General features: G+C 56.7%; 20 protein-coding genes and 2 pseudogenes. 7 read left to right on the plus strand and 15 right to left on the minus strand.

Going from position 1 to position 21,413, the window contains the following annotated elements; translation table 11 throughout:
* Positions 1-313: 313 nt before the first annotated feature.
* From RGAI101_RS20505 to RGAI101_RS20525, 5 genes are all read right to left on the minus strand, one after another.
* On the minus strand, positions 314-859 hold the full coding sequence (locus RGAI101_RS20505; RefSeq protein ID WP_083792121.1) for an alpha/beta fold hydrolase: 546 nt from the start codon (positions 857-859) through the stop codon (positions 314-316).
* Between the two features lie 233 nt (positions 860-1,092).
* Complete coding sequence (locus RGAI101_RS20510; RefSeq protein ID WP_008230208.1) at positions 1,093-2,091, minus strand: VOC family protein; 999 nt, start codon at positions 2,089-2,091, stop codon at positions 1,093-1,095.
* A gap of 22 nt (positions 2,092-2,113) precedes the next feature.
* Entirely contained in the window at positions 2,114-2,998 is an 885-nt protein-coding gene (locus RGAI101_RS20515) for a fumarylacetoacetate hydrolase family protein (RefSeq protein ID WP_037230535.1), read from the minus strand.
* Between the two features lie 25 nt (positions 2,999-3,023).
* Positions 3,024-4,709, minus strand: a complete 1,686-nt coding sequence (locus tag RGAI101_RS20520; RefSeq protein WP_157044777.1) for an FAD-dependent oxidoreductase — start codon at positions 4,707-4,709, stop codon at positions 3,024-3,026.
* Between the two features lie 108 nt (positions 4,710-4,817).
* Entirely contained in the window at positions 4,818-5,726 is a 909-nt protein-coding gene (locus RGAI101_RS20525; RefSeq protein ID WP_008230257.1) for a LysR substrate-binding domain-containing protein, read from the minus strand.
* A 139-nt stretch (positions 5,727-5,865) separates the two neighbouring features.
* Between RGAI101_RS20525 and RGAI101_RS20530 the strand changes: the two genes are divergently transcribed.
* The 3 genes from RGAI101_RS20530 to RGAI101_RS20540 are packed head-to-tail and all read left to right on the plus strand — an operon-like array spanning position 5,866 to position 8,720.
* Positions 5,866-6,873, plus strand: coding sequence for a TRAP transporter substrate-binding protein (locus tag RGAI101_RS20530; protein WP_198133757.1), 1,008 nt, complete (start codon positions 5,866-5,868; stop codon positions 6,871-6,873).
* A gap of 54 nt (positions 6,874-6,927) precedes the next feature.
* Positions 6,928-7,446: a TRAP transporter small permease gene (locus tag RGAI101_RS20535; protein ID WP_008230216.1), complete on the plus strand. Its 519-nt coding sequence runs from the start codon at positions 6,928-6,930 to the stop codon at positions 7,444-7,446.
* A complete protein-coding gene (locus tag RGAI101_RS20540) occupies positions 7,443-8,720 on the plus strand; it encodes a TRAP transporter large permease (RefSeq protein WP_008230193.1) in 1,278 nt (425 codons plus the stop codon). Before RGAI101_RS20535 ends, RGAI101_RS20540 begins: the two co-directional genes overlap by 4 nt.
* 147 nt (positions 8,721-8,867) lie before the next feature.
* On the opposite strand, the gene RGAI101_RS20545 is transcribed toward RGAI101_RS20540, so the two are convergent.
* Positions 8,868-9,551 (minus strand): IS6 family transposase, encoded by a 684-nt coding sequence (locus RGAI101_RS20545; protein WP_008230236.1) that lies wholly within the window; start codon positions 9,549-9,551, stop codon positions 8,868-8,870.
* 188 nt (positions 9,552-9,739) lie between these two features.
* Between RGAI101_RS20545 and RGAI101_RS22020 the strand changes: the two genes are divergently transcribed.
* From RGAI101_RS22020 to RGAI101_RS20555, 3 genes are all read left to right on the plus strand, one after another.
* Positions 9,740-9,988 carry a hypothetical protein gene (locus RGAI101_RS22020; protein ID WP_157044778.1) on the plus strand — a complete coding sequence of 83 codons (249 nt, stop codon included), beginning with the start codon at positions 9,740-9,742 and terminating at the stop codon, positions 9,986-9,988.
* A 125-nt stretch (positions 9,989-10,113) separates the two neighbouring features.
* A complete protein-coding gene (locus tag RGAI101_RS20550; protein WP_008230188.1) occupies positions 10,114-11,091 on the plus strand; it encodes a DUF1775 domain-containing protein in 978 nt (325 codons plus the stop codon).
* 7 nt (positions 11,092-11,098) lie between these two features.
* On the plus strand, positions 11,099-11,695 hold the full coding sequence (locus tag RGAI101_RS20555) for an SCO family protein (protein WP_008230186.1): 597 nt from the start codon (positions 11,099-11,101) through the stop codon (positions 11,693-11,695).
* 64 nt (positions 11,696-11,759) lie between these two features.
* On the opposite strand, the gene RGAI101_RS20560 is transcribed toward RGAI101_RS20555, so the two are convergent.
* Positions 11,760-12,482 (minus strand): anti-sigma factor, encoded by a 723-nt coding sequence (locus RGAI101_RS20560; protein WP_008230189.1) that lies wholly within the window; start codon positions 12,480-12,482, stop codon positions 11,760-11,762.
* Positions 12,479-13,048: a sigma-70 family RNA polymerase sigma factor gene (locus tag RGAI101_RS20565; RefSeq protein ID WP_037230611.1), complete on the minus strand. Its 570-nt coding sequence runs from the start codon at positions 13,046-13,048 to the stop codon at positions 12,479-12,481. The genes RGAI101_RS20560 and RGAI101_RS20565 overlap by 4 nt, the downstream gene beginning before the upstream one ends.
* A 259-nt stretch (positions 13,049-13,307) precedes the next feature.
* Here RGAI101_RS20565 and RGAI101_RS20570 point away from each other — a divergent pair, with 259 nt between their 5' ends.
* Positions 13,308-14,090, plus strand: a complete 783-nt coding sequence (locus RGAI101_RS20570) for a DUF4394 domain-containing protein (RefSeq protein WP_008230253.1) — start codon at positions 13,308-13,310, stop codon at positions 14,088-14,090.
* A gap of 579 nt (positions 14,091-14,669) precedes the next feature.
* Here RGAI101_RS20570 and RGAI101_RS20575 read toward each other — a convergent pair.
* The 7 genes and pseudogenes from RGAI101_RS20575 to RGAI101_RS20610 all read right to left on the minus strand — a co-directional run bounded on the left by RGAI101_RS20575 (position 14,670) and on the right by RGAI101_RS20610 (position 21,336).
* Positions 14,670-15,140 carry an SDR family oxidoreductase gene (locus RGAI101_RS20575; protein ID WP_008230323.1) on the minus strand — a complete coding sequence of 157 codons (471 nt, stop codon included), beginning with the start codon at positions 15,138-15,140 and terminating at the stop codon, positions 14,670-14,672.
* A 25-nt stretch (positions 15,141-15,165) separates the two neighbouring features.
* Positions 15,166-16,365, minus strand: a pseudogene (locus RGAI101_RS20580) (IS3 family transposase).
* Positions 16,365-17,891 (minus strand): annotated as a pseudogene (gene tnpC, locus RGAI101_RS20590) (IS66 family transposase). The pseudogenes RGAI101_RS20580 and tnpC overlap by 1 nt, the downstream one beginning before the upstream one ends.
* 54 nt (positions 17,892-17,945) lie before the next feature.
* Positions 17,946-18,299 (minus strand): IS66 family insertion sequence element accessory protein TnpB, encoded by a 354-nt coding sequence (gene tnpB, locus RGAI101_RS22025; protein ID WP_037230540.1) that lies wholly within the window; start codon positions 18,297-18,299, stop codon positions 17,946-17,948.
* Positions 18,296-18,688: a transposase gene (locus RGAI101_RS22030; protein WP_037230542.1), complete on the minus strand. Its 393-nt coding sequence runs from the start codon at positions 18,686-18,688 to the stop codon at positions 18,296-18,298. The genes tnpB and RGAI101_RS22030 overlap by 4 nt, the downstream gene beginning before the upstream one ends.
* Before the next feature lie 865 nt (positions 18,689-19,553).
* Entirely contained in the window at positions 19,554-19,925 is a 372-nt protein-coding gene (locus tag RGAI101_RS20605; protein ID WP_037230543.1) for a RidA family protein, read from the minus strand.
* A 43-nt stretch (positions 19,926-19,968) separates the two neighbouring features.
* On the minus strand, positions 19,969-21,336 hold the full coding sequence (locus tag RGAI101_RS20610; protein ID WP_198133758.1) for an FAD/NAD(P)-dependent oxidoreductase: 1,368 nt from the start codon (positions 21,334-21,336) through the stop codon (positions 19,969-19,971).
* Positions 21,337-21,413: the final 77 nt, after the last annotated feature.

Consider the following 21,413-nt stretch of genomic DNA (forward strand, 5'->3'; position numbering starts at 1 on the left):
CATGTGGTGCCGAAGAGAAACGGCAGTGCCCTTGGATATGCGCGTAGAAGGTTGGTGGCGTGACACCGGGGTATAATCATCAGTGCAAGCCATGGTTTTATTGCCGGGGGACCTATCATCGGACTCTTTGCGCTGCGCAAAGTGCTTCTAAAAAGCTAAAGCCTCAGACCAGACTTTAGCTGCATCCGCAAAGCACTCCCAAAAACGACCGTTTGTGCCATAAGCTACGATTGCGCCTAAACCTCTCCCAAAAAAGGGCTGTATTTTATTCAGTTCGAATGGTAATCGTTTCTTCGATCAATTCTCGAACCAGCTATTCTACCGTGTTCCAAAGATCTTCGAGAACGGGATTCACAACCGCGCCGTTCTTCTGCGTATTGTGATCCACATGGGGCACGATGATATGTTCGGCCCTTGGCAGAGCAGCGATGGCTCGTGCGATCCCTTCGGAGCCTGGCGTCTTGCCCGAGGTCATAACCCGGATAGGCCAGCCGCCAGTGCGCAACTGGTTCAATGTTATGTCGGCTTCTGTTGGTGACCGCATGGTCGCAAGCTCGCGGGCAAGGCCCTTTTGCGCTTCAGGCGGCATGTCCGCAGGTGGGCGGATGCCGACATGGGTGAAAAAGCCCCGGATCATCGTACCCGGGTCGGCGGGCGGATTTTCGGCCAGGTCGCGGTTGACCGATGCCATGGCCACGACTTCCGCATCGTCCGGTGCCACAATGAATACCGGCGGCTCGAACAGCGCCAGCGATTTCACTCTCTGCGGATGCCGCGTAGCGATCCAGGTGGCGATAACCGCGCCATAGGAATGGCCGACCAGATGCGTTGGACCGTCTTCCAGCAGTGGGAAGATCAGTTCGGCGTGCTATTAAAAATCCGTCCGTCCTACCTTGGGAGTTTGACCTGACCCTGGACGGTCGGGGAGGACTAGGTGAAATCGCTCCGCGAGAGGTTCTTGTGCCGAAAAGGTCGACGTCCCGCCTCGTGGATCGCCGCCATGGATCATCACGACGCATGGGCCGCAGCCCCATTCGGTGACGTAAAGTTCAATGGAACCGGACATGGCTTTCCTATCACGAATTACGATTATCAGACGGCGCCAGACGCCTTTCCTGGCGTGACGGCGTCCGGGTGTTCGGCTTCATAGTTTGTCACGAAGTCCTTCGGAAGGTCAGGCCCCCAAAGGTAAAGCGAATCTTCCGGATCGTAATCTCCGGCCTCCCATTCGTGGCCGACGGGGATATAGTCGATATCCGCAGAATACTCCGAGAAACTGCCCCACGGGTCTTGGACGTAGTGGAAGTAGTTGGACCCAAGAACGTGCCGCCCCAGGCCCCAGCCCTTCTGATATCCCTTGTTTGCCATCTGCGATGCGCCCATACCGATCTCATTGATGCCACCAACGTCCCAACTGCAATGATGCAGGCCCGGAGCCGAGGATTTCGCGAAGGCGATCAGGTGATGGTCGCTGCCGTGGATGCCGTGCATGAAACAGATGCCGTCGCCGGAACGATCGGAAATCCGCAAGCCCAGAGTGCTTGAGTAGAACGCGATCGCTTCGGGCACCGAAGGTGTGAAGACCAGCACATGCGCCAGCCTGCGCGGCTGCACCTTTGGTGCCTTCGAACGCATGACTGAACCCATCTTGCCGCCCGGCACTGACCCTGTGACAAAGTCCATCTTTTCATCGGGCGAGCTTTTCTCGGCGACCTTGACTTCGATCAGGACGCCAAAAGGGTCGCGGAACCAGCTGCCGTTCGAATCCCAGCCTCGCGGGGCGTCCATCAGTTTGACGCCCGCCTCCTCGATGCGCTTCTTGATCGGCTCGAAATCCTCCTCGAACACCGCGAAGCTGAGGTTGTTCAGCTTTTTCCGCCCACCTTCGGCCAGGCTGACCCAGCGGTGGTCCGATCCGAAGGTGAACAAGCCTAGCCCGTTACCTTCTTCGCGCACGTCCAGCCCGAACGACGTATAAAAATCCTGGGCCACCTTCAGGTCGGGCACAACCATGTTGAAGGTGTCCATCGAATGGATGCCCAATTCTCCGGGGCGTTTTGTAATGCCCACTTTGCCGGTAATCGCGGTCATGTTGCTCTCCTCCCTGTCGGTATCAGGCGTTCTCGGTCGTCTTTGCCGGAACACGGTCTTTGATCGGATTCGACAGCTTGCCCAACTGGTCTATTTCGACCTCGCAGACATCACCGTCCTTCATCCACCGCTGTGGCTTGCGCGCGAGACCCACACCGGAAGGGGTGCCGGTCACGATCACGTCACCGGGTTTCAACGTCATGAATTGTGAGCAGATCGAAACAATCTGTGCGACTGAGAATACCATCTGGTCGATCATTGCTTCCTGCACGACCTTTCCGTTGAGAACCGTCTTCAGCTTGAGACCGAGACAGCCGTCGGGCAGCGCATCGGCGGGGATGAAGTAGGGACCAAACGCGCCAGTATCGTCAAAGTTCTTGCCCGGCGTCCATTGCGGTGCCTTGAACTGGTAATCCCGGATCGAACCATCGTTGAAGATCGAATATCCTGCGACGTATTCAAGCGCCTCTGCCTCGCTGACGTCGCGCGCCTCATGGCCGATGATAGCCACCAACTCACCTTCGTAGTCGAGCTGGTCCGAACAGTCGGGCCGCATGATCGGCGCGCCGTGTCCAATCAACGATGAATTGAATCGCCCGAAGAGTGTCGGGTAGTCCGGCTGCTCGGCAAAACCGCTTTCGGCGGTGTGATCGTGATAGTTCAGTCCGACACAGACAATTTTTTCGGGGTCGGACACGGGCGGCAGGTATGTCACCTGATCTTCATCTACCGGCTGTCCGCCGGCCAATGTCTTGCCCGCGTCCTCCAGCGCCGTGCCGCCTTGTTTTAGCAGATCCAGCAGACTGCCGGGGTATTTTTTGTCGGTCGAAAGCAGACCCCGGAAACCATTGTCGGTTTCAATGGCCAGTCCTTCAGTGCCGTTTTGTGCATAAGCGAGGAATTTCATCGGTATCTCCTGTTCTTCCTGCATCTCAGTGGGTGTCGGCAAGGATGGGCTGTGACGCCGTCTTGCCAGTAATTCTGTCAAACAGCTCGGCCGCATCCACCTTGTCGCCACGCCAGGCTACGAACTGGTCAGGGCGGATCAACGCCAGCGGTGCTTCGTAGAGATCGGCTAGGATTGCATGATCAGGCAGATCGAGCCGTTTCAAATCTAGTCCGCGCGTCTTCGCCTCGGCTTCGATTGCCTCGGCCGTCGAATCCGCACCGCCAAGGTTCAACAGTGTCCAATCGAAGCCGAAGCGATCGAACAGCGACGTTTCTTGATCCAGCCAAACGTGCGGCGCGCGACCGCCCGGTTTTGCGGACGGCACGTAGACTGAGGCCTGATCAGGCGGCGGCAGGCTGTCGTCCTGTGCGATCACCGGGCTGTTATCATAGCGTGCGCCCAATGAAAAACCGGGAATAAAGAACTCTTTCGCACCGTGCTGCGCCAGATAGGCACCGGCGCGGGCGCGGGCGATCTCACCGGCCTCGTCCTCATTCTCAATGGCAGGAGAGGCGCGGTAAAGTCCAACACTGTCCGCGAAGGCAAGTGCGAAGAGGGTGTTGCGTTGTGCGACCGGCCTGCGTTCGGCCTCGTAGCTGTCAAGAAGTGTAGGGCCTGCCTCGCCTTTGATGACAGCAGCAAGTTTCCAGCCGAGGTTCACTGCATCGTCCACGGCGGTATTGTAACCCATGCCTCCGGTGGGTGTGAAAATATGCACAGCATCGCCACCCAGAATCACACGACCACGCTGGAAGCTCTCAGCCACCAGACCACGACCTGCGATCCAGGTCGCGGTGCCCGTAATATCAACCGGAATTTCTTGGCCCACGGCTTGCCAGAACAAGCCCTTGCAATCATCTTCGGTCAAGGTCTGATGGTCTTCACCTTCGCGCAGTTGGGTTTGCAGAACGAACCGTCCCTTGCCGTTCGTCGCGGCCAAAAGTGCGCGACGGCGGCGGTTGAAGGTCCAGTACATCCATGCGCGCGGGGCCGAGACGGCCTCGTAGAAGGACGGGGCGTTCAGGTAGACCGACAACATCCTCCCACCCATGAAGTCGCGGGCCACGCCGCCCGCACCGGTATAGACGATGCCCATCTGCTCGCGGATTTTGGAAAGGGAGCCATCAGCACCAAAGAGGTATTTGGCACGGATTATAAGCGGCGCGCCGGTTTTGACGTGTTCAGAATGCAACGTCACGCCGTCGGCGTCTTCCTCGAAACGGGTTGCACGATGGAAAAACGCGATTTCGACGCCAGCCAGCTTTTGCGCTTCGTCGCAAAGTTTCTGTTCGATCATGCTTTGTGGGATCCGATGCGGAAGTTCGGGGCCGTTCCAGACATCGGCAAGCTCGCGCACGCGCTTGGCTGCATCACCCGAGGTCGGCTGTTTGTGGCGGGCTAGTTCATGTCCGGTGAAGGTAGTGAAATAGGCAACGTCGGTCGGATAATCCGAGGGCAGCCCCATCTTTCGCAGGTCATTGGAAAGGCCAAGGCGACGATAATGTTCCATCGTGCGGGCTTGCGTTGCGTTCGCTTGGGGGGCAATGCCAACGCCAGGCTCAGCATCAACGATCTGGACGGATACTCCGCGACGTCCCAACTCGTTGGCCAGCATAAGGCCGCATGGACCCGCACCCGAGATGGCAACATCGGTTTCAATCATGGACATCAGCGTTCCCTCCCTAGACAAGAGGGTTGTCGCATCATCGGGTGCTTCCCGGTAGATTGAGAAAGTGTTTCGCCGATACCGTTTCGTTATCGCCGAAAAAGCAATGGATCAGCGTGGGCCAGGCAAAGGTGCAGAAGACGCTTTACGCACGAGAGTCACAAAATGCTCTGCCGCAGGTGTCAGGCCAAGCCCTTTGCGGTGAACCAGACAAATCGGAGGGGCCCCAAATCGCTCTTTCAGCGGGAATGGAATCAACAGATCTTTCATCAGAGGACTCTCCACCCATTGGCGCGGCACCATGGCCAGCATGTCCGTGCTCATAAGGAAGGTGAGTATGGAGAGGGCCGACTGACATTTTGCTATCAGGCGCGGCGGCGGCAATCCGTGTTCCGCGAACACCGCAGACAGTTCATCTTTTGCGTCATGAGTGATAGACGTGGTGAGCCAGTCGACGTCATTGAGGTCGGACAGGGACCGGGAAGCGGATCGCGGGTGATCGCGTCTTGCGATGACCAGACGTTCGTTATCAAAGAGTTTGCTCACATCAAGTTCTGGCGTGACGATATCTTCTGAAACCGGACCGATGAAAAAGTCGACCGTTCCGGCCAGCAGTTCGCTTTCCAGCGTCGGCAGAAAACCCTCGATCACGTGTAGTCGGACCCGTGGATAACGACGTATGAAGGGCCGCAGAACACGTTCCAGCACCCCCATATGTCCGGCGATAGACAGTCCGACAACCAAATTTCCCTCGGCTGAGCCTTGAATCTGGCTGACCTCTTCACCGGCGCGGCGCACCTCCTCCAGCACGTTTCTGGCTCGCACCAGAAAAACCATCCCAACGGGGGTTAGTCGGACACCGCGCGCGCCACGGATAAACAACTGCGCGCCCAGACTGTTTTCCAGTTCCTGAATCGAGCGGGTGATCGCTGGCTGGGCAAGCTCAAGTCGTCGTGACGCTGCGCGCAGACTACCTGCTTCCGCTACCGCGACAAAATCCCTGAGCTGATTGAATTTCATGTCCGATCACATTTCGCTATCACTTTGGTGCATTCTGCATCTGATTAGAAGCGCTGTCGAACGTTATCAGGTTCGACAGTAATACGCGGCGTCCGGGAGGAAACGGAGCATGCCGCTTGTATCCACAGGGAGGACCACCATGAGAACCACACTTACAATGCTTGCGGCGACAACCGCGATTGCCCTCGCGGCTCCTGCATTCGCGCAGGATTTCGTGATGAAAATTTCATCACCGGTGCCGCCGACGACGAACGATGTCGTTTATGCGTGGATGACGGCCTTTGAGCAGGGTGTCGAAGAAGCCACGGATGGCGCAATCGACGTGCAGCTTTTCCCGGCCAACCAGCTTGGTCAAATTCCTGCGACGGTCGAAGGCGTGGCCATGGGCACGATCGAAATGACCATTCCGGTTATCGGGTTCCTTGCCGCTCTGGAACCGCGCTTTGCCGCGATGGACGCCGCCGGTCTGTTCGAGAGCGAAGAACACGCCATGAGGACTTTTTCCGATCCGGCGCTGCGGGAACTTCTGGCAACATTCGGTGAGGCCGCGAATGTCGAACCGCTCATGATGATGACGTCAGGCCAGGCGGTGGTGATTGCACAGGAACCCATAGAGCAAGTCGCTGATTTCCAGGGACTCGTGATGCGAACCGGCGGCACCACGCCGCTGCTCAACCGTCCGCTGGAAGCCCTTGGTGTAACGCCGGTTGCCATTCCCCTCGGCGAAGTACTTCCGTCCATGCAGACTGGCCAGATCGACGCATCTTCGGCCAACATGGCTGTTCTCAACGCCTTCCAGTTTCAGGACGTTGCCACCGAGGCGACCTACCTTCCCGGCAACTTCACGATCATCGGTGGTCTCATCTCGAGGGACTTTCTGGCGATGATCGGTCCGGAAAACGAAGCGATTGTTCGGCAGGAAGCGGCTGAAGCCCTGTCCGCCTTCGAAGGTTATGTCCAGAACGGCCCTGCCGCATTGGAAGCCATGTGGGAAGGTAATGGCGGCACGATCCGGCATCTCGCTGAGGATCAGGCTGAGGCCTATTTTTCCACGGTGCGTCCGGTGATCGAAGCTGTCGTTGCGGATGATCCACAGATGGAGGAAGCCTACCGAATCCTCGTCGAAGCGGCAGACCGCAACCGCTGATCTCCAAACCAGGATGCCCGAAACGCGGGCACCCACCTCATAAGGAGATTTCCCATGCTTCGCACACTTGACCGCTTTGTCGGTGCGATATTCGGCCTCCTCGGCCTCGTTCTCATCGCCATGGTCGGCCTGTCCGTTTGGAACGCCTTCAGTCGCTATGTTCTTGGAAATGCCCTTCTGTGGGCCGACGAGGTCGCGACATTCGGCATGATCTATATCGCCTATTTGGGCGCAGTTGCCTGTGTATGGCGCGGTGCAGATATCCGGATGGACATTCTGTTGAACATGCTGCCTGCCCCGCTGCAAAGAATTCTCAAGATCATCCAGCAAATCGTCATCTGTGGTCTTTGTATATGGGTCGGTTGGTTGTCCTGGGTCTATGTTTCCCGCATTGCTCAGGTTGGCATGAAAAGCACGGGTGCCAAGATACCTCTTTGGGCAATCCATGGTACCCTGACGCTGGGTTTTGCACTCTTTGCCGCAATCGCCTTGCTCCGGCTCATCCATCTAATCCTTAGGGGCAATGAAAGCCTCTCGCCCTCAGCTCTCGCTGCGGAGGTGATCCCGGAATGACACTTGCTCTTGGCATTATCCCGGTCCTGCTGCTGCTCTTCGGCTTCCCGATTTTCATCGTGTTGTTGACCGGATCAGTAGGGGCGCTGGCCTTCTACATGAACGTGCCGCTCAATGCCGTTCATCAGAACCTTTTCGGCGCGATCAATGTCTCCGGTTTGCTCGCGGTCCCCTATTTCATCTTCGCTGGCGAAATTATGTCGCGTGGGTCCATCGCGCAACGACTTGTCGATCTTGTCAATGCGCTCACGGGCCGATTGCCTGGCGCTCTGGGCGTGACGACAGTCGGCACGGCGACAGTCTTTGGCGCGATCTCTGGCTCCTCCGCTGCGGCTGTCGCATCGGTCGGCAAGGTAATGCATCCAGCCATGACCGCAGACGGCTATCCCGCGCCTTTTTCAGCCGGGATGATCACATCGGTTGCCGCTATCGGTATCGTCATTCCGCCGTCGATCCCGATGATTGTCTATGGTGCCTCGTCGGAGACTTCGATCCCCCGACTCTTCGCGGCGGGTATCCTACCCGGTCTGCTTCTTGCCGTGCTTCTGGCGATCTTTATCATGGTCCGGGCGCGAACAAACATATTCGGAACGACCCACGCGTTTTCACTTTCCCGGCTCGGACATGCGGCACTACGTTCGTTTTGGGCAGTCGGTACACCGGTGATTGTGCTCGGCGGCATCTATTGGGGGTTCTTTTCCCCGACTGAGGCCGCTGCGGTCGCCTGTGTCTATACACTTATCGTCACAGTGCTGATCTTTCGTGAGCTGTCTCTGCGTGACGTCATGAACTCAGCCATCTCTGCCGTCACCTTCAGCGCTCAAATCCTCGTAATTATTTCTGCTGCCGGGCTCTTCTCGTGGGTTTTGACAGTGAACCAGATTCCGCAGGAAATCGTCGGCTGGATCACCTCGATGGACATCGCTGTTTGGCAGTTCCTGATCGTGATTAACCTCTTGCTGCTGGTTGGTGGTTGTTTCATGGACCCGCTCTCGGCAATCCTGTTGCTGACACCAGTTCTGATACCTGTGGTAAATGCATTGGGGATTGATCCGGTTCATTTTGGCATCATCATGACGCTGAACCTTGCCATCGGTCTGTTCACGCCACCTTTCGGGATCAACATCTTCGTCGCGCAATCGGCGCTCGGCATGAAGACCGCCGACATCTATCGCGGCGTCACGCCCTTCTTCGTCATCTTCCTCATCGCGCTTCTGATCATCACCTTTGTGCCCGCGATTTCGCTCGTGAGCATGGATATGTTCATGTTTTGAACAATACCGCTTCGCCAGGAAACCACCGTTTTTGACCGGAATAGGGAGTTTTCAGACAGCAGCAGCTATTTGTTGCATGTGGCCAAGAATTTCGGTTCTGTCGCAAATATTTCTGGGAGTAGGGTTTATCCCATTGTCCAGACACACTTATCCTGCGAGTGCGGCGAACTGCTGAAATGCGGAGAGCTTCGTCGTCCCAAGCTGGCCCTTGCGGATCATGTGCGCGGTCTCGATACCGGCCAATGTCGCCGTAGCCGCCTCGACGGATTTGAAACCTTTCATCGGGCGGGTGATCTTCTTGATGAACCGATGGTCCTGCTCGATCAGATTGTTCAGGTACTTCACCTGCAACACCTCGATCAGCCAGTACCAGCCGTGCAGAATCAGCTCGATATTCATGTTGTCGAGCCCGGCTTTGTTGGCGCTACTTTTGTCGATCACCACTTTGTCGGGCCAGCCATTGTTAACGATGGTCTGGCGAAAGAAACGCGTCGATGCCACCTCGTCACGGGTCTCGGAGAGCATAAAATCAAGGGTTTGGCCTTGTTTATCGAGCGCCCGGTACAGATACATCCACTGACCCTTAACCTTGATATAGGTCTCGTCCATTCTCCATGACCGGCCAGTCCGGGTCTTACGTTTCTGGGCCTCCGAAGCGATCTGAGAGGCATATTTGACAACCCAGCGGTTCAGCGTGGCATGATCGACATGCACGCCACGATCAGCCAGGATTTCTTCGAGATCGCGGTACGATACGGCGTAGCGCACGTAGAAAAAGACCGCATACAGGATCACGTCGTTCGGATAGTGACTGCCCTTGAAGCTGATCATATTGTCCCGCAGTCTTTCTCAGAGTCGACTGACCGCTTAACGCCTCGCGTCATTGGACGGAAGAGAGCGAAAAGTTTGCGACAGAACCCTTTCCTTGATCTCTGATCTGAGGCAATACACTTCCATGATCCACGGTTTGCGCAAAACGATTCTGGCCTGCAGTACCGCATTCTTGCTGGTGTTGCTTGGTGTCGTTTCTGCACATCACATGGCACCGGACCGCGACGACATCGCCCGAATGGAAGCTGTCATCGCGATGGGTATCCTCGCGGATGACCTATGCGGTCTGGATGCGGACGGTTCTGACCATCGCTGCCCGTTCTGTCACAAGCTTCCCGATGCGCCCCGTGCCACGGCACCGGAACTGGCGCAACCTGTGCGACTGGTTCGCCTACGCGTTGCGCAGCGTAGCCTTGTCGCGGGACCGCAACGCCTGACTGCACCCGTCGGCGTCCGGGCTCCTCCACTTTCTACCTGATCCAGAATCACTTGTGCCGGTGATCCGGCACGCCTTTTTCAATGGGCGCGCACAAGCCGCGTCCGGATCTCTGTGGAGACTTCTATGACATATTCGACGACAACTCTTGCCTCGCTTCTGGCCCTCGGCCTGCTTGCCGGATCGGGCCACGCCCATGCATCCCTTGAACAAAAGGAAGCGGCAGTGGGTGCCACAACCAAGATCACCTTGCGTGTACCCCACGGATGCAAAGGCGAATCCACGCATACCGTCCGCATCGACATCCCAGAAGGTTTCTATGCCGTCAAACCGATGCCGAAACCGGGCTGGACGCTGGAAACCGAAACGGGTGCCTATGCGCAGCCTTATAACAATCACGGCACCGAAATGACCGAAGGGGTCCGCGCGGTCATTTGGTCTGGGGGTGATCTGCCTGACGATCATTACGATGAGTTCACGGTACGCGGGACAGTCGGCCCCCAGCTTGAAGCGGGAGAGACGATGTACTTTCCGGCGCTTCAGACTTGTGCAAACGGAGTGGCGGACTGGACGGACACCAGCGGATCGCATGACGTACCGAACCCCGCGCCGGTTCTTTCACTCGTATCAGCGGCGGGGGATCATGCTCACGGCGGGCACGGAAGTACGCCAATGCCCGAAAAGCCAAAGGTCCTTCTAGGCGATCTGGAACTGACCGCGCCGTTTGTCCGTGCCACCTTGCCGAACCAGCCCGTTGCGGGTGGCTTCCTGACAATCACCAATGGCGGGGACACCGACGACACGCTGATCAGGGCAAGTTCCAACGTGGCAGCCCGGATGGAAGTCCACGAAATGGCGATGCAGGACAGCGTGATGAAGATGCGGGAACTGGAAGATGGTCTGCCGATCCCCGCGGGCGAGACGGTCATGCTGAAACCGGGTGGCTATCACATCATGTTCATGGACCTTGCTGGGCCTCTTAGCGAAGGTGACACAGTGGAAGTGACACTGACCTTCAAAAAGGCAGGTGAGGTAACGTTGACCATGCCCGTCCTTGCGCGGGATGGCGAGGGCCACGACAGCCATCACAAGATGAGCGAGTAAGCGGACCATGACACAGCAACGCAAACTCATTCTGGTTTCTCTCTGGGGAGCTGCCTTGCTGGCGCTGCTGGCCTTCAGCTGGTTTCGGGTGTTCGATCCACAGCTGCAGGAGACAGCTGCCGATCAACTGGGTCAGGGAGACTATCAGCTGGTCACTACCGACAAGGCGGCCTTCAGCAAGGAGACCCTGACCGGAACGCCGTCTGCCGTCTTCTTCGGGTTTACCCATTGCCCGGAGGTTTGCCCAACCACTCTGGGTGATGTCGCCGGGTGGCAGGAGGCGCTGGCGGAAGACGGCGAAACGCTGCGCGTTTTCTTCATCACCGTCGATCCCGAACGTGACACGCCAGAGATGCTGGAAGACTATGTATCCTGGGTGCCGGGCGTCACCGGTGTGTCCGGATCAAAGGCGGAAATTGACAAGGCTATCCAGGCTTTCCGTGTCTACGCGCAGCGGGTGCCGCTCAAGGACGGAGGCTACACGATGGACCACTCGGCCTTCGTTCTGCTCTTTGATGAGCACGGGCGCTTTGATCAGCCGATCGCCTATCAGGAAGGTTTTGACAGTGCGATGGGCAAGATCCGTCGATTGGTCGCTGGCTAGGTCAATCCGGATGCCAACGCGCCGCCCCGAAATGACCGGGGCGGCGCATCTTTCCGTGATAGTCCTATGTCTGCGGGGCCGCAAAGCCCTTGCCGATGATTGGTCCGGTCGGTCTGCCGGTCGGTGACCCACCTGCCGGTTCCAGGGTAACTTCGTACAATTGCTGCGCCATTGGCCCCGGCAAATGGTCAAATGTCAGGCGCGTGGGTGCTGTCCGGTCAAGCACTCCCAGCGATGTCGCACCGATTTCAGGCGTCGGCAGTGTCCAAACCTGCAAGGACCGATCCGGCGGTACGTCTATTTCGGCCACGAAGCGCACGGTTGCGGTATCGTTGCCATAATCCTCGACCACCGCCTGTGGCACGCCCTGATCATCCAGCAGTACGGCGATCACCAGTGGTTCGGGTGAAGGCCGCAGCCAGCCCGCACCGAAGCCAACGGCAATCCCGACCAAGGCCGCGGCGATTAAGCCCGCCCTTCGTCCGGACGGCATCTGCGGGGTGTTGGCGGCCGCGTTGGGCAGGGATTTTCGAGCGGTTGTGATAGGGCTTGGCGCATCAAGCTGCTCCAGTGCGGCGCGGGTGCGGGCGACCATGCCTTCTGGCAGGTCGCGCGGCGCGGCGGACAGATCGAGCGGCAGCAGTCGGTCGCGCAGATCGCCCACATATTGCGCAAGATCTGAATCGCGGGCGAGGATCTCCTCGAATAGTTGCGACTCGTCCTCGGGCAATAGCCCCAGTACGTAATCGGCGGCGAGGTCGTGGATATCGTCGGAAAGACCGGTCATGAGAGACACTCCTTCAAGGCACTCAGCCCTCTGCGGATCAGGGACTTGGCTGTTCCGAGGGGCATGTTCTGGCGCGCTGCAATCTCGCCATGGCTGAAGCCCGCGACATAGGCCAGCAAGATGACCTGGCGGCTTTGTCCATCAAGGCCGCCCATGCAGTCACGCAGCTTGCCCCGACCGGCCAAGATTTCCCAATCCTCTGTCGGCACGATTTCTTGGCGCGCTTCTTGCATCATCGCGAGATCAGCCGGCGCGAGGATGCTAAGACGTTTGCCGTCGCGCAGGATATTGAGGCAGCGATTGCGCAGGATGGCGTAGATCCAGCCGCGTGCCGATCCGCTGCCCGCCCCTTGTGTGCCTGCTTTGCGCCAAACCTGCACCATCGCATCCTGAAGCGCCTCTTCGGCAAGATCCTGACGTCGCAGAATGCGATAGGCGACGCCAAGCAACTGTCGCCCTTCGATGTCGAGGATCGTTGCGATGCCGTGCGCGCGACCGGCGGCGCAGTCCGCGACAGCACGCCGCAGCCGGTCATTGTGGTCCTGTGCGTTGTGTTCGTCGCTCATGCGCGGCTCCTTCATGCGCGGACGTGGTCCTGCCACAATCCAAAAAGCTGCGGCGCTCCCGAGGTGGGCGCTGTTCCCTGTCGTTCTGCACCCCTGATGCATGCTTTTAGCCCCTTTCAAAAGGAAGGACACGGCGTGACGCATGGCGGATGCAATCTTTTTCAATTTTTCTGCATCCAAATCCGGATCGCGCGTGTCCTCGGGGCATGGACGGCGAAAACCGTCGTGCCGCAATGAACCGAAACAAAGGATTTTTCTCATGCTCCGTACTGCTGTTTATGCAACCACTGCCCTTGGCCTTTCCCTGTCCGCCGCCGCCGCCGCGCCGGCTGTCGGTCTCGTCGGGGAAAAAACCCTGGTAATCTTCGACACCGAAACGCTCGAAGTTTCGGGCTCGATGGAGGTTTCCGGCGTCGACAGCCTGCTGGGCATCGATCTGCGCCCGTCCAATGGAACTCTGGTGGGTGTGACGCCCGAAATGGGCATCGTCAGCATCGACACCGCCACCGGTGAAGCGACCGAAATGGCGACAATGGACACCGCACTGCCCGTTGGCGAGATGCCCGTGATCGTGGACTTCAACCCGGCGGCGGACAAGTTGCGTTTCATGACCGGCACGACCAACCACCGCGTCGACGTCGACACCGGTGCCGTGACTGTGGATGGCAGCCTTGATTGGCAGGAAGGTGACATGCATGTGGGAGAAGAGCCTTCGATCGTCGCCGCAGCCTACATCAACAGCTACGGCAAGCCCGAAGCGACCAAGATGTACGACATTGATTCCACAATCGTCGCCGTGATCCAGCAGGTCTCGCCAAACGACGGGACGCTGGGTGCGATTGGCAAGCTCGGGATCGATAGCCCGGCGGACACCTACGCGTTCGACGTGCAGACCAACGACGCGATGGAGAATATGGCGTGGCTGGTGAACGGCAACATGCTCTATTCGGTCGATCTGGAAACCGGCGCGGCCACTGATGCCGGCATGATTAAGGGTGTCGACGGCGACATCCGCGACATCACCATTCTGCCCGCGATGTAATCTGAGAAGCGAACCGTTGCGGCAGGTCCTGCCGCAACGGTCGTCCAGTGATAAGAGCCGAACGCGCCAGTTTGCGTAAGCATCCTGTCCTCACATGCAATGGCAAGAAGGTCGGCTGTTTCTGATCGTTGGTTCCATCTTAGAATTCGCGGGGCGAAGCTGAGATTCATCTTATTTCAGATAGCAGCCATTCTCCCCGCATTGCACTGAAGGTCCGTTCTGGGCCGTTCGCTTTCTTGGGAAACAGCTACCGGAAGGTCGGCGATGAGCTCAAATTGCCTTATGCTGCGTTCAGCAAAAACAGACGAAATGTCCGCAAACCAGACTTCCCCAGCTGTTAAGACAATACTTGTTTACCTCGGAGGGGTATTTGCATTGATGTCATTTCTTGTTTGCACAGCATATTTGAATTCTCGGCATCGTTTCCACTTAAAGGAGTGCGGTTTTGCCGCGCCAACTTGCATCAACTTATCGTCTTTCGTGAAGCGACGGACCGCTGGGTGTCAGTCGCCCAATTCACATTTTAAGAATGTGGCGTCTATCCAAGGAGGATCGAGCAATCACACTCGCGGTCAGCGCCTACTGGGCGGTCCAGCCGCCATCAACAGGAATAGACGTTCCAGTGACATTGTGAGCCTCGCGCGCGCAAAGCCAAAGCGCCAAAGCGCCGATTTCGGAGGGATCGGAGGTGCGGCGCGAAGGTTGCTTTTCGGCGAGAAGGTCGGCGATCCCAGCTGCTCTATCGCCGCCATGGGCGGAGGCGCGAGCCTGAACTTGCGGCTCGATAATTGCGGTTTCGGTCCAGCCCGGGCAGATACAATTGACGGTGATTCCACCCGTTTCACGACTGCCCTGATGGGCATATTCAAGTGCTGCCACCCGTGAGAGGCCCACCAGCCCGAATTTCGATGCCACATAGGGCGCTTTATTCACCGAAGCGACCAGTCCGTGAACCGACGCGATATTGATAACGCGACCGAACCCCCGTTCGGCCATTTGCGGCATCGCAAGACGCATCGTATGAAAGGCCCCAGACAGGTTCACATCCATGACCTGCCCCCCGAGGCTCCCTCATTTATAACGAGAGTTTGCGGGTTTGGGTTTCATATTCTTCGTCGTCAGTTTGAGCAAGCGCGCCGTGCGCGGAGCCCTCAAATTGCTCAAGCGCTCGACGCGCTTCAGCGGGTGTTTGGTTCTCCAATGACGAGTGTGGTCTGACGTTGTTGTAATCGTACCGCCAGAGCGCCAATTTTCTTCGGGCGTCATCTAACGTGTCGAAGATCTCCTCATTCAGCAGTTCGTCTCTAAGGCTGCCATTGAAGCTTTCAATGAAGCCATTCTGCTGCGGTTTACCCGGATCGATGTAATGCCAATCCACGTCGTTATCGCCAGCCCACTTCAGGATCGCGCGACTGGTAAACTCCGTCCCGTTGTCACTGACAATACCAGCAGGCTTTCCGTAGATGCGCACCAGTGCGTCCAATTCACGGGCAACCCGAGCGCCAGAGATGCTGGTATCGGCCATCAGGCAAAGGTTCTCACGGCAGCAGTCGTCATTCACTGCCAGCATGCGGAATTTGCGCCCCTCTCATGCATGTAAACATGCATTGCCGGGCAGTGGACGCGCCAAACGTGTCAGACACAAAATCCAATGACCAACGCTCACCAGGACGCAATGCCACGGGCATCGGTGTCCGCGATCCACGTGCTCGCTTGCGACCTCTTCGCCGTCTGACGCCCAGCTCTTCCTCGGTGTAGATACGATACAGCTTCTTGTGGTTCATAATCATGCCTTTGCGTTCCAACAGAACACCGATCCGACGATAACCGAACCGACGCCGTTTGCTGGCAATCGCCTTCATCTCTTCGCGAACTTCAGGATTGTCCGGCGGTTGATCTCGCCGAACAGTCTTCGGATCGACACCGACCAGCCTGCACGCACGACGTTGCGAGATATCATGATCCCGCATCGCCTTGCGTGCTACAGCCCGTCGCAAATTCGGTGTCGTCAGTTCTTTCCCAGCAAATCTTTCAACACAACATTGTCGAGCATCGTGTCCGCCAGCAGACGCTTCAGCTTGGCGTTCTCCTCCTCCAGCGATTTAAGCCGGTGGGTGTCAGAAACGTTCATGCCGCCGTATTTGGCTTTGAACTTGTAGAACGACGCAGGGCTGAGGCCATGCCTGCGGCACACCTCAGCTGTCGGCATCCCAGCTTCTTGTTCTTTGATCATTCCAATAATCTGGGCTTCAGCGTAACCGGTGCGCGATCCCACTATTTGACGTAATTCCACGGCAGCAGCTCGTTGATCTTGCTTTGTTTGTGGCCAGCGACGATGGCTGTGAGCGTATTGGTCAGATAGGCGTGCGGATCGACATCGTTTAATTTGCAGGTCTCGATCAAGGAAGCGATTACCCCTCAGTTTGCGGCTCCGGCGTCGTGGCCAGCGAAGAGTGCGTTCTTGCGGTTCAGAGCTATGGGACGGATCGTGCGTTCCACTGCGTTGCTGTCCATTTCGATACGGCCGTCAGTCAGAAACAGGCACAGTCCATCCCAGTATTTTGCGATGTATTTGAGCGCTTCACCCAAAGGGGCTTTGGCAGACAGCCGCGCGCGGTTGGTCGTGAGCCACTCCTCAAACGCGGCGATCAACGGTGCTGATCGGTCTTGCCGTGCTGCCAATCGCACCTCGGGTGCCAGGCCTCGGATATCCTTTTCGATCCGGTAGAGCGCAGCGATCTGTTTCAGCCCGTCTTCGGCGATGGGGGCAGTGCCAGATTGTGCAACTTCGTGCAGTTTGCGGCGTGCGTGGGCCCAACAGTAGGCCAGCGCAACCCTATCATCGACACGTTTGAGTAGGCGATTGTATCCCGCATACCCGTCCACTTGGAGTATGCCGGAGAAGCCCTTCAAAATATCATCTGCATATTGGCCGGACCGCCCCGGCGCATAGGTAAAGGCGACGCCCGGCGGGGCCGCTCCACACCATGGCCGATCATCACGCGCAAGGGCCCAGAAGTAACCAGTTTTGGTTTTGCGTTTGCCCGGGTCGAGCACTGGTGCTCTTGTTTCATCCATGAACAGTTTGGTTGAGCGTTTCAGATCAGCCATTAACGCATCGAAGACAGGACGGAGTTCATAGGCTGCCTTGCCGACCCATCCTGCGAGGGTGGAGCGATCCAGATCGATGCCTTGGCGGCTGTAAATCTGTGCTTGGCGATACAACGGCAAGTGATCCGCGTATTTGCTGACAAGAACATGCGCCACCGTTGCCTCTGTCGGCATGCCACCAGGGATAAGCCGGGCGGGTGCGGGTGCCTGAACAACCCCATTGGTGCAGGACCGACATGCATACTTTGGGCGGCGGGTAACGATCACACGGAACTGGGCGGGGACGATGTCCAATCGTTCAGACGTATCCTCACCAATCATATGGCGTTCAGCACCGCAGCCGCAGGTCATGCTATCGGGCGTAATCACTTCTTCAATACGCAGTAAATGTTTGGGGAGTGAGCCACGGTTGGTATTGCGCGGTTTTGTCGGACGCGATGCAGGTGGATCCACCGCGTCATCTTCAGCGTGGACCGCCGCCATCGCCGTTTCGATGTCTTCCAGCGCCAGCTCAAACTGCTCGGGATCGGCCTTCTCGGACCGTGCGCCAAACAGGGCCCGCTTGAAGTCAGCAACCAGTTTCTCCAACTGATCGATACGATCCTGCTTGCGCAGATTGCGGTCCTCTGAGGCGGCAAGCAGCGCCTTGAGGGCCTCAATATCATTAGGGAGATCGGCAGGTTTTGACATGGGGAATGACTACCATTTCCTGCACCTCAGCACCCCTGCAAAAGACGGCCTGATTCACTCTGCCGCAGTCGGCGGACGCACTGACAAAGCCCTAACTTTGCGCCAGTCCAATCCCGAGAACAGCACTTCAAACTGGGCGTGGTTTAGGGCCATCAGGCCACCCTTGATGGCAGGCCAAGTGAAGGTGTGTTCTTCGAGCCGCTTATAAGCCATGACCAACCCGGTGCCGTCCCAATACAGCAGCTTCAGCCGATCTGCGCGTTTCGAGCGGAACACAAATACGATCCCAGTGAAGGGATCCTTGCGCAACTCGTTCTTAACCAGCGCTGCCGGCCCGTCATGACCTTTTCGGAAGTCGACAGGCTTGGTGGCCACAACGATCCGCACTCGGTTCGAAGGGAACATCATGAGGGCGCATTCAAAGCACGGACAATCTCGGCAATGCGCGCTGCTGATGTGTTTGCCACCAATCGCACATGGACGCTGCCACAGATCAGATCCAATGGCGGTGGTGCAGGTTCAGGTGCCGTCTCAACATCGTCGCACACAACCAATGCTGCAAAGCTTGGCCCCTCAGGAACAGCGGGCAGAACCAGCTTGCCCTCCCGCGCCATGCGCCGCCATTCCGACAAATGATTGGCCCGCATGTCATACCGCCGCGCAACTGCGCCCACCGAGGCACCCTCCGCCAGCGTCTCGGCCACAATTTGCGCCTTCACCGCATCCGGCCACCGGCGGTGACCGCGCGGCCCCACAATCATATCAATGTTACTGAGAAACTCCGTTGAGCGCTCCATGGAGAAACTCCCTGATAATCCATCCATTAGGGCTGAATCTCAGATCAGGCGATCACAAGGAAGGTGGCCGCGGCGCATCGCTTACGTAAAGATGAGCCACAAACCCTCCGCTACGCAATCATGCTAAACTGTTCCATGGGCGCTGATGGCGGACACAACAAAACATGGTATGAGTTCCTTGATGACTTCGTGGATGACACCGATCTGGTGACACGCATCAAAGCTAAATCACCGCGGTAGCAATGGGGCGGTTACATTTTTTTCGGGCTCGGCGCTGCCGATGTTCCTCGATAGCAACGGGGCACCGCTCTTTCACCAGAGATGGTGCATCAGCGTAGTCCGTGGCCAGACCTTTGCTGGAGTCAAGGGGTGAAAATCCTTGACGCGACTAAGAATTCTTATTTCCTGATTTTTTAGGGCGGCCTTCGATGGCGAGGAGCTACGTAAGGTAAGAAACACAACACCGGATCGCAGGCTCGAGATGCAGCGTCAACAGGCCCTAATTCAATATGAATGTCTTAGGCCTCCGAAGGCTAAATGCGCGTGAAGCATCATTGGAAGACTGGAGATTTTGCGAACTTCGCATTGGATCATTGACGGTCAGCCATCGCTTCTCAGCACCTATCATACGCCGCTTTTCCACTTCTCTTGCGATGGTTCTTAAAAGAATCCTGAATTTTCTCGACAAAAGGCGTCAGGCTTTCGGAATTAATAGTCACATCCGCTTTCATATGTCTACACCACCAGACTTTCGACTTGAAAGATGGCCGGCCCGCCTCGGATAATGTGAGAACGGCCGACCGAGTCATCACCTCCTAGGCAGAAGCGGAGATGAAAGCTATCGTTTAGTATAATTGTAAAAAAGTTATGTCGTTCTCAATTCATTCACGGCAGCTGTTACAATGATCTCAATTAATACATCAGGAGAGCCCATCTCACACTGAGCAGTAGCGCGGGTCGGTGCGGCTCCAGCAGATGTCCATTCATTCCAAACAGCGTTCATATCGTTAAAATCACGACTCAGGTTCTTCATCCAAATTTGGGCGGTTAATACCCGGGTTTTATCCGTTCCAGCTTTTTCGAGAAAGGATTCAATTTTTTCAAGCGTTTGTTTAGTTTGGCTGGTGATACCGCAATTCCGATCGTTTGCGGTCATCCCTCCTACATAAACTACACCGTTATAAACAACCGCTCGGCTTCGCCTAGTGTCGGTCTCAATTCTCACGATATCATTCATAATTGTCCCTCTTATGTAAGTAGATTTGTAGTCTTGGTTTTTGTTAGCCAAAATCGCCTAGCAATATTGGTTTTACTGGCGATCGAATGCGATAATGACCAACGTCTTCAGGTGTGCGGCCGCTGGCTTCCGCAATGATTTCGGTGACAGTCAAGCTGCACAAACGTCCTTGGCACGGTCCCATCCCACAACGACCGAACGCTTTGGTCTGATTAGGTCCCGTACACCCCATTTTGACATAACCTCTGATCTGACCAGCGGTAACTTCTTCACATCGGCAGACCACAACATCATCATGACACGGAATACGATCCTCATCTTTAGGACGGTAAAGTTTGTCAAGGAAGGGTCTAATATGCTTCGCCTGACGAAGTGCCATCTGAAGAGGAAGTGATCGTTTCTTCAGGTCAGAGATCACATTGAGACTTTGGGCAACTGAAAGCGCGGCAAGCCGACCTTGGATCACTGACCCTTTCGCACCTACAATACCGCCACTATCGCCGGCAACGTAAACAGCAGTGTCAGCCATCCTGCCCCAAGCGTCCACGACAGGGTGCCAGCAGAGTTGCACATTGTCCCAGCGATGGGGAGCATCCGTCGACATGCTTAGTTGAACATTTGGGACAACGCCCTGATGCAAAAGGACAAGGGATGTATCGATACTTTTGAGTTCCCCCTTCTCACGAAATGATATTCCAGTAACCTCGGTTTCACCCAATAGCTCTAAAGCCGAAACTCTTGAATGGACGCGCACACCGTAATGCTTCAATGTGGCAAGCAAACTCAGGCCCTTGAAAAGGTCTCGCCATCCTTTGAACGCGGCAAATGAGTGAGGAATAGCTCTGAGATATCCAATTGTCTCTGTAGTATCGACCAAAGCCTTTATTCTAACGCCTGCCCTCAAATATTGCCATGCCAGTAGATACAAGAGAGGGCCGCATCCGACGAGGACGACTGGTTCTGTTGGCACTGCGCCGGTGCTTTTGAGCAGAATTTGCGCCGCTCCAGCTGTCATAGCCCCTGGCAATGTCCAGCCTCGGATTGGGAACGGCCTTTCCAGCGCACCGCTTGCGAGAAGCACCGAGAACCCTTTGACGCTCGTTGCGGAACCGCCCCTGATATAATCTACTTTCCCGTTCTTGCAAATATTCCAAACTGTAGAGCCACCTAGATACTGTGTTCCACTTTTCCGGAACTCCTCAACGAGGTCGCGGCCTTTTGCATAATCCTTTCCAAGAATTTCCAGCAAGTTTGGTGGTGCATCTTCGCTATTTCGATAGATCTGGCCGCCGAGCGTGAGTTGCTCATCCAGAAGGAGGACCGACAGATTAAGAGCCCTGGCTTCGCAGGCGGCAGCCATTCCGGCCGGTCCAGCGCCAATGATCACAAGGTCTGCGTCAATATCACTCATCATTTTTCTCCTGCAAATGCTTTTAGATCGAGCGCTCCGCTCTGACGTCGGATCTGCATTCCGTCGCAAACCGGGAT

The sequence above is a fragment of the Roseobacter sp. GAI101 genome (assembly GCF_000156335.1).
Classification (GTDB): domain Bacteria; phylum Pseudomonadota; class Alphaproteobacteria; order Rhodobacterales; family Rhodobacteraceae; genus Sulfitobacter.

Excerpts from the sequence above, each read along its gene's own strand:
- RGAI101_RS20530 (WP_198133757.1), top strand. The coding sequence starts at position 5,866 with ATGAGAACCACACTTACAATGCTTGCGGCGACAACCGCGATTGCCCTC.
- RGAI101_RS20610 (WP_198133758.1), bottom strand. The coding sequence starts at position 21,336 with ATGAGTGATATTGACGCAGACCTTGTGATCATTGGCGCTGGACCGGCC.
- RGAI101_RS20555 (WP_008230186.1), top strand. The coding sequence starts at position 11,099 with ATGACACAGCAACGCAAACTCATTCTGGTTTCTCTCTGGGGAGCTGCC.
- RGAI101_RS20570 (WP_008230253.1), top strand. The coding sequence starts at position 13,308 with ATGCTCCGTACTGCTGTTTATGCAACCACTGCCCTTGGCCTTTCCCTG.
- RGAI101_RS20520 (WP_157044777.1), bottom strand. The coding sequence starts at position 4,709 with ATGTCCATGATTGAAACCGATGTTGCCATCTCGGGTGCGGGTCCATGC.
- RGAI101_RS20540 (WP_008230193.1), top strand. The coding sequence starts at position 7,443 with ATGACACTTGCTCTTGGCATTATCCCGGTCCTGCTGCTGCTCTTCGGC.
- RGAI101_RS20565 (WP_037230611.1), bottom strand. The coding sequence starts at position 13,048 with ATGAGCGACGAACACAACGCACAGGACCACAATGACCGGCTGCGGCGT.
- RGAI101_RS20515 (WP_037230535.1), bottom strand. The coding sequence starts at position 2,998 with ATGAAATTCCTCGCTTATGCACAAAACGGCACTGAAGGACTGGCCATT.
- RGAI101_RS20560 (WP_008230189.1), bottom strand. The coding sequence starts at position 12,482 with ATGACCGGTCTTTCCGACGATATCCACGACCTCGCCGCCGATTACGTA.
- tnpB (WP_037230540.1), bottom strand. The coding sequence starts at position 18,299 with ATGATGTTCCCTTCGAACCGAGTGCGGATCGTTGTGGCCACCAAGCCT.
- RGAI101_RS22030 (WP_037230542.1), bottom strand. The coding sequence starts at position 18,688 with ATGGAGCGCTCAACGGAGTTTCTCAGTAACATTGATATGATTGTGGGG.
- RGAI101_RS20510 (WP_008230208.1), bottom strand. The coding sequence starts at position 2,091 with ATGACCGCGATTACCGGCAAAGTGGGCATTACAAAACGCCCCGGAGAA.
- RGAI101_RS20535 (WP_008230216.1), top strand. The coding sequence starts at position 6,928 with ATGCTTCGCACACTTGACCGCTTTGTCGGTGCGATATTCGGCCTCCTC.
- RGAI101_RS20525 (WP_008230257.1), bottom strand. The coding sequence starts at position 5,726 with ATGAAATTCAATCAGCTCAGGGATTTTGTCGCGGTAGCGGAAGCAGGT.
- RGAI101_RS20550 (WP_008230188.1), top strand. The coding sequence starts at position 10,114 with ATGACATATTCGACGACAACTCTTGCCTCGCTTCTGGCCCTCGGCCTG.
- RGAI101_RS20605 (WP_037230543.1), bottom strand. The coding sequence starts at position 19,925 with ATGAATGATATCGTGAGAATTGAGACCGACACTAGGCGAAGCCGAGCG.
- RGAI101_RS20575 (WP_008230323.1), bottom strand. The coding sequence starts at position 15,140 with ATGGATGTGAACCTGTCTGGGGCCTTTCATACGATGCGTCTTGCGATG.
- RGAI101_RS20545 (WP_008230236.1), bottom strand. The coding sequence starts at position 9,551 with ATGATCAGCTTCAAGGGCAGTCACTATCCGAACGACGTGATCCTGTAT.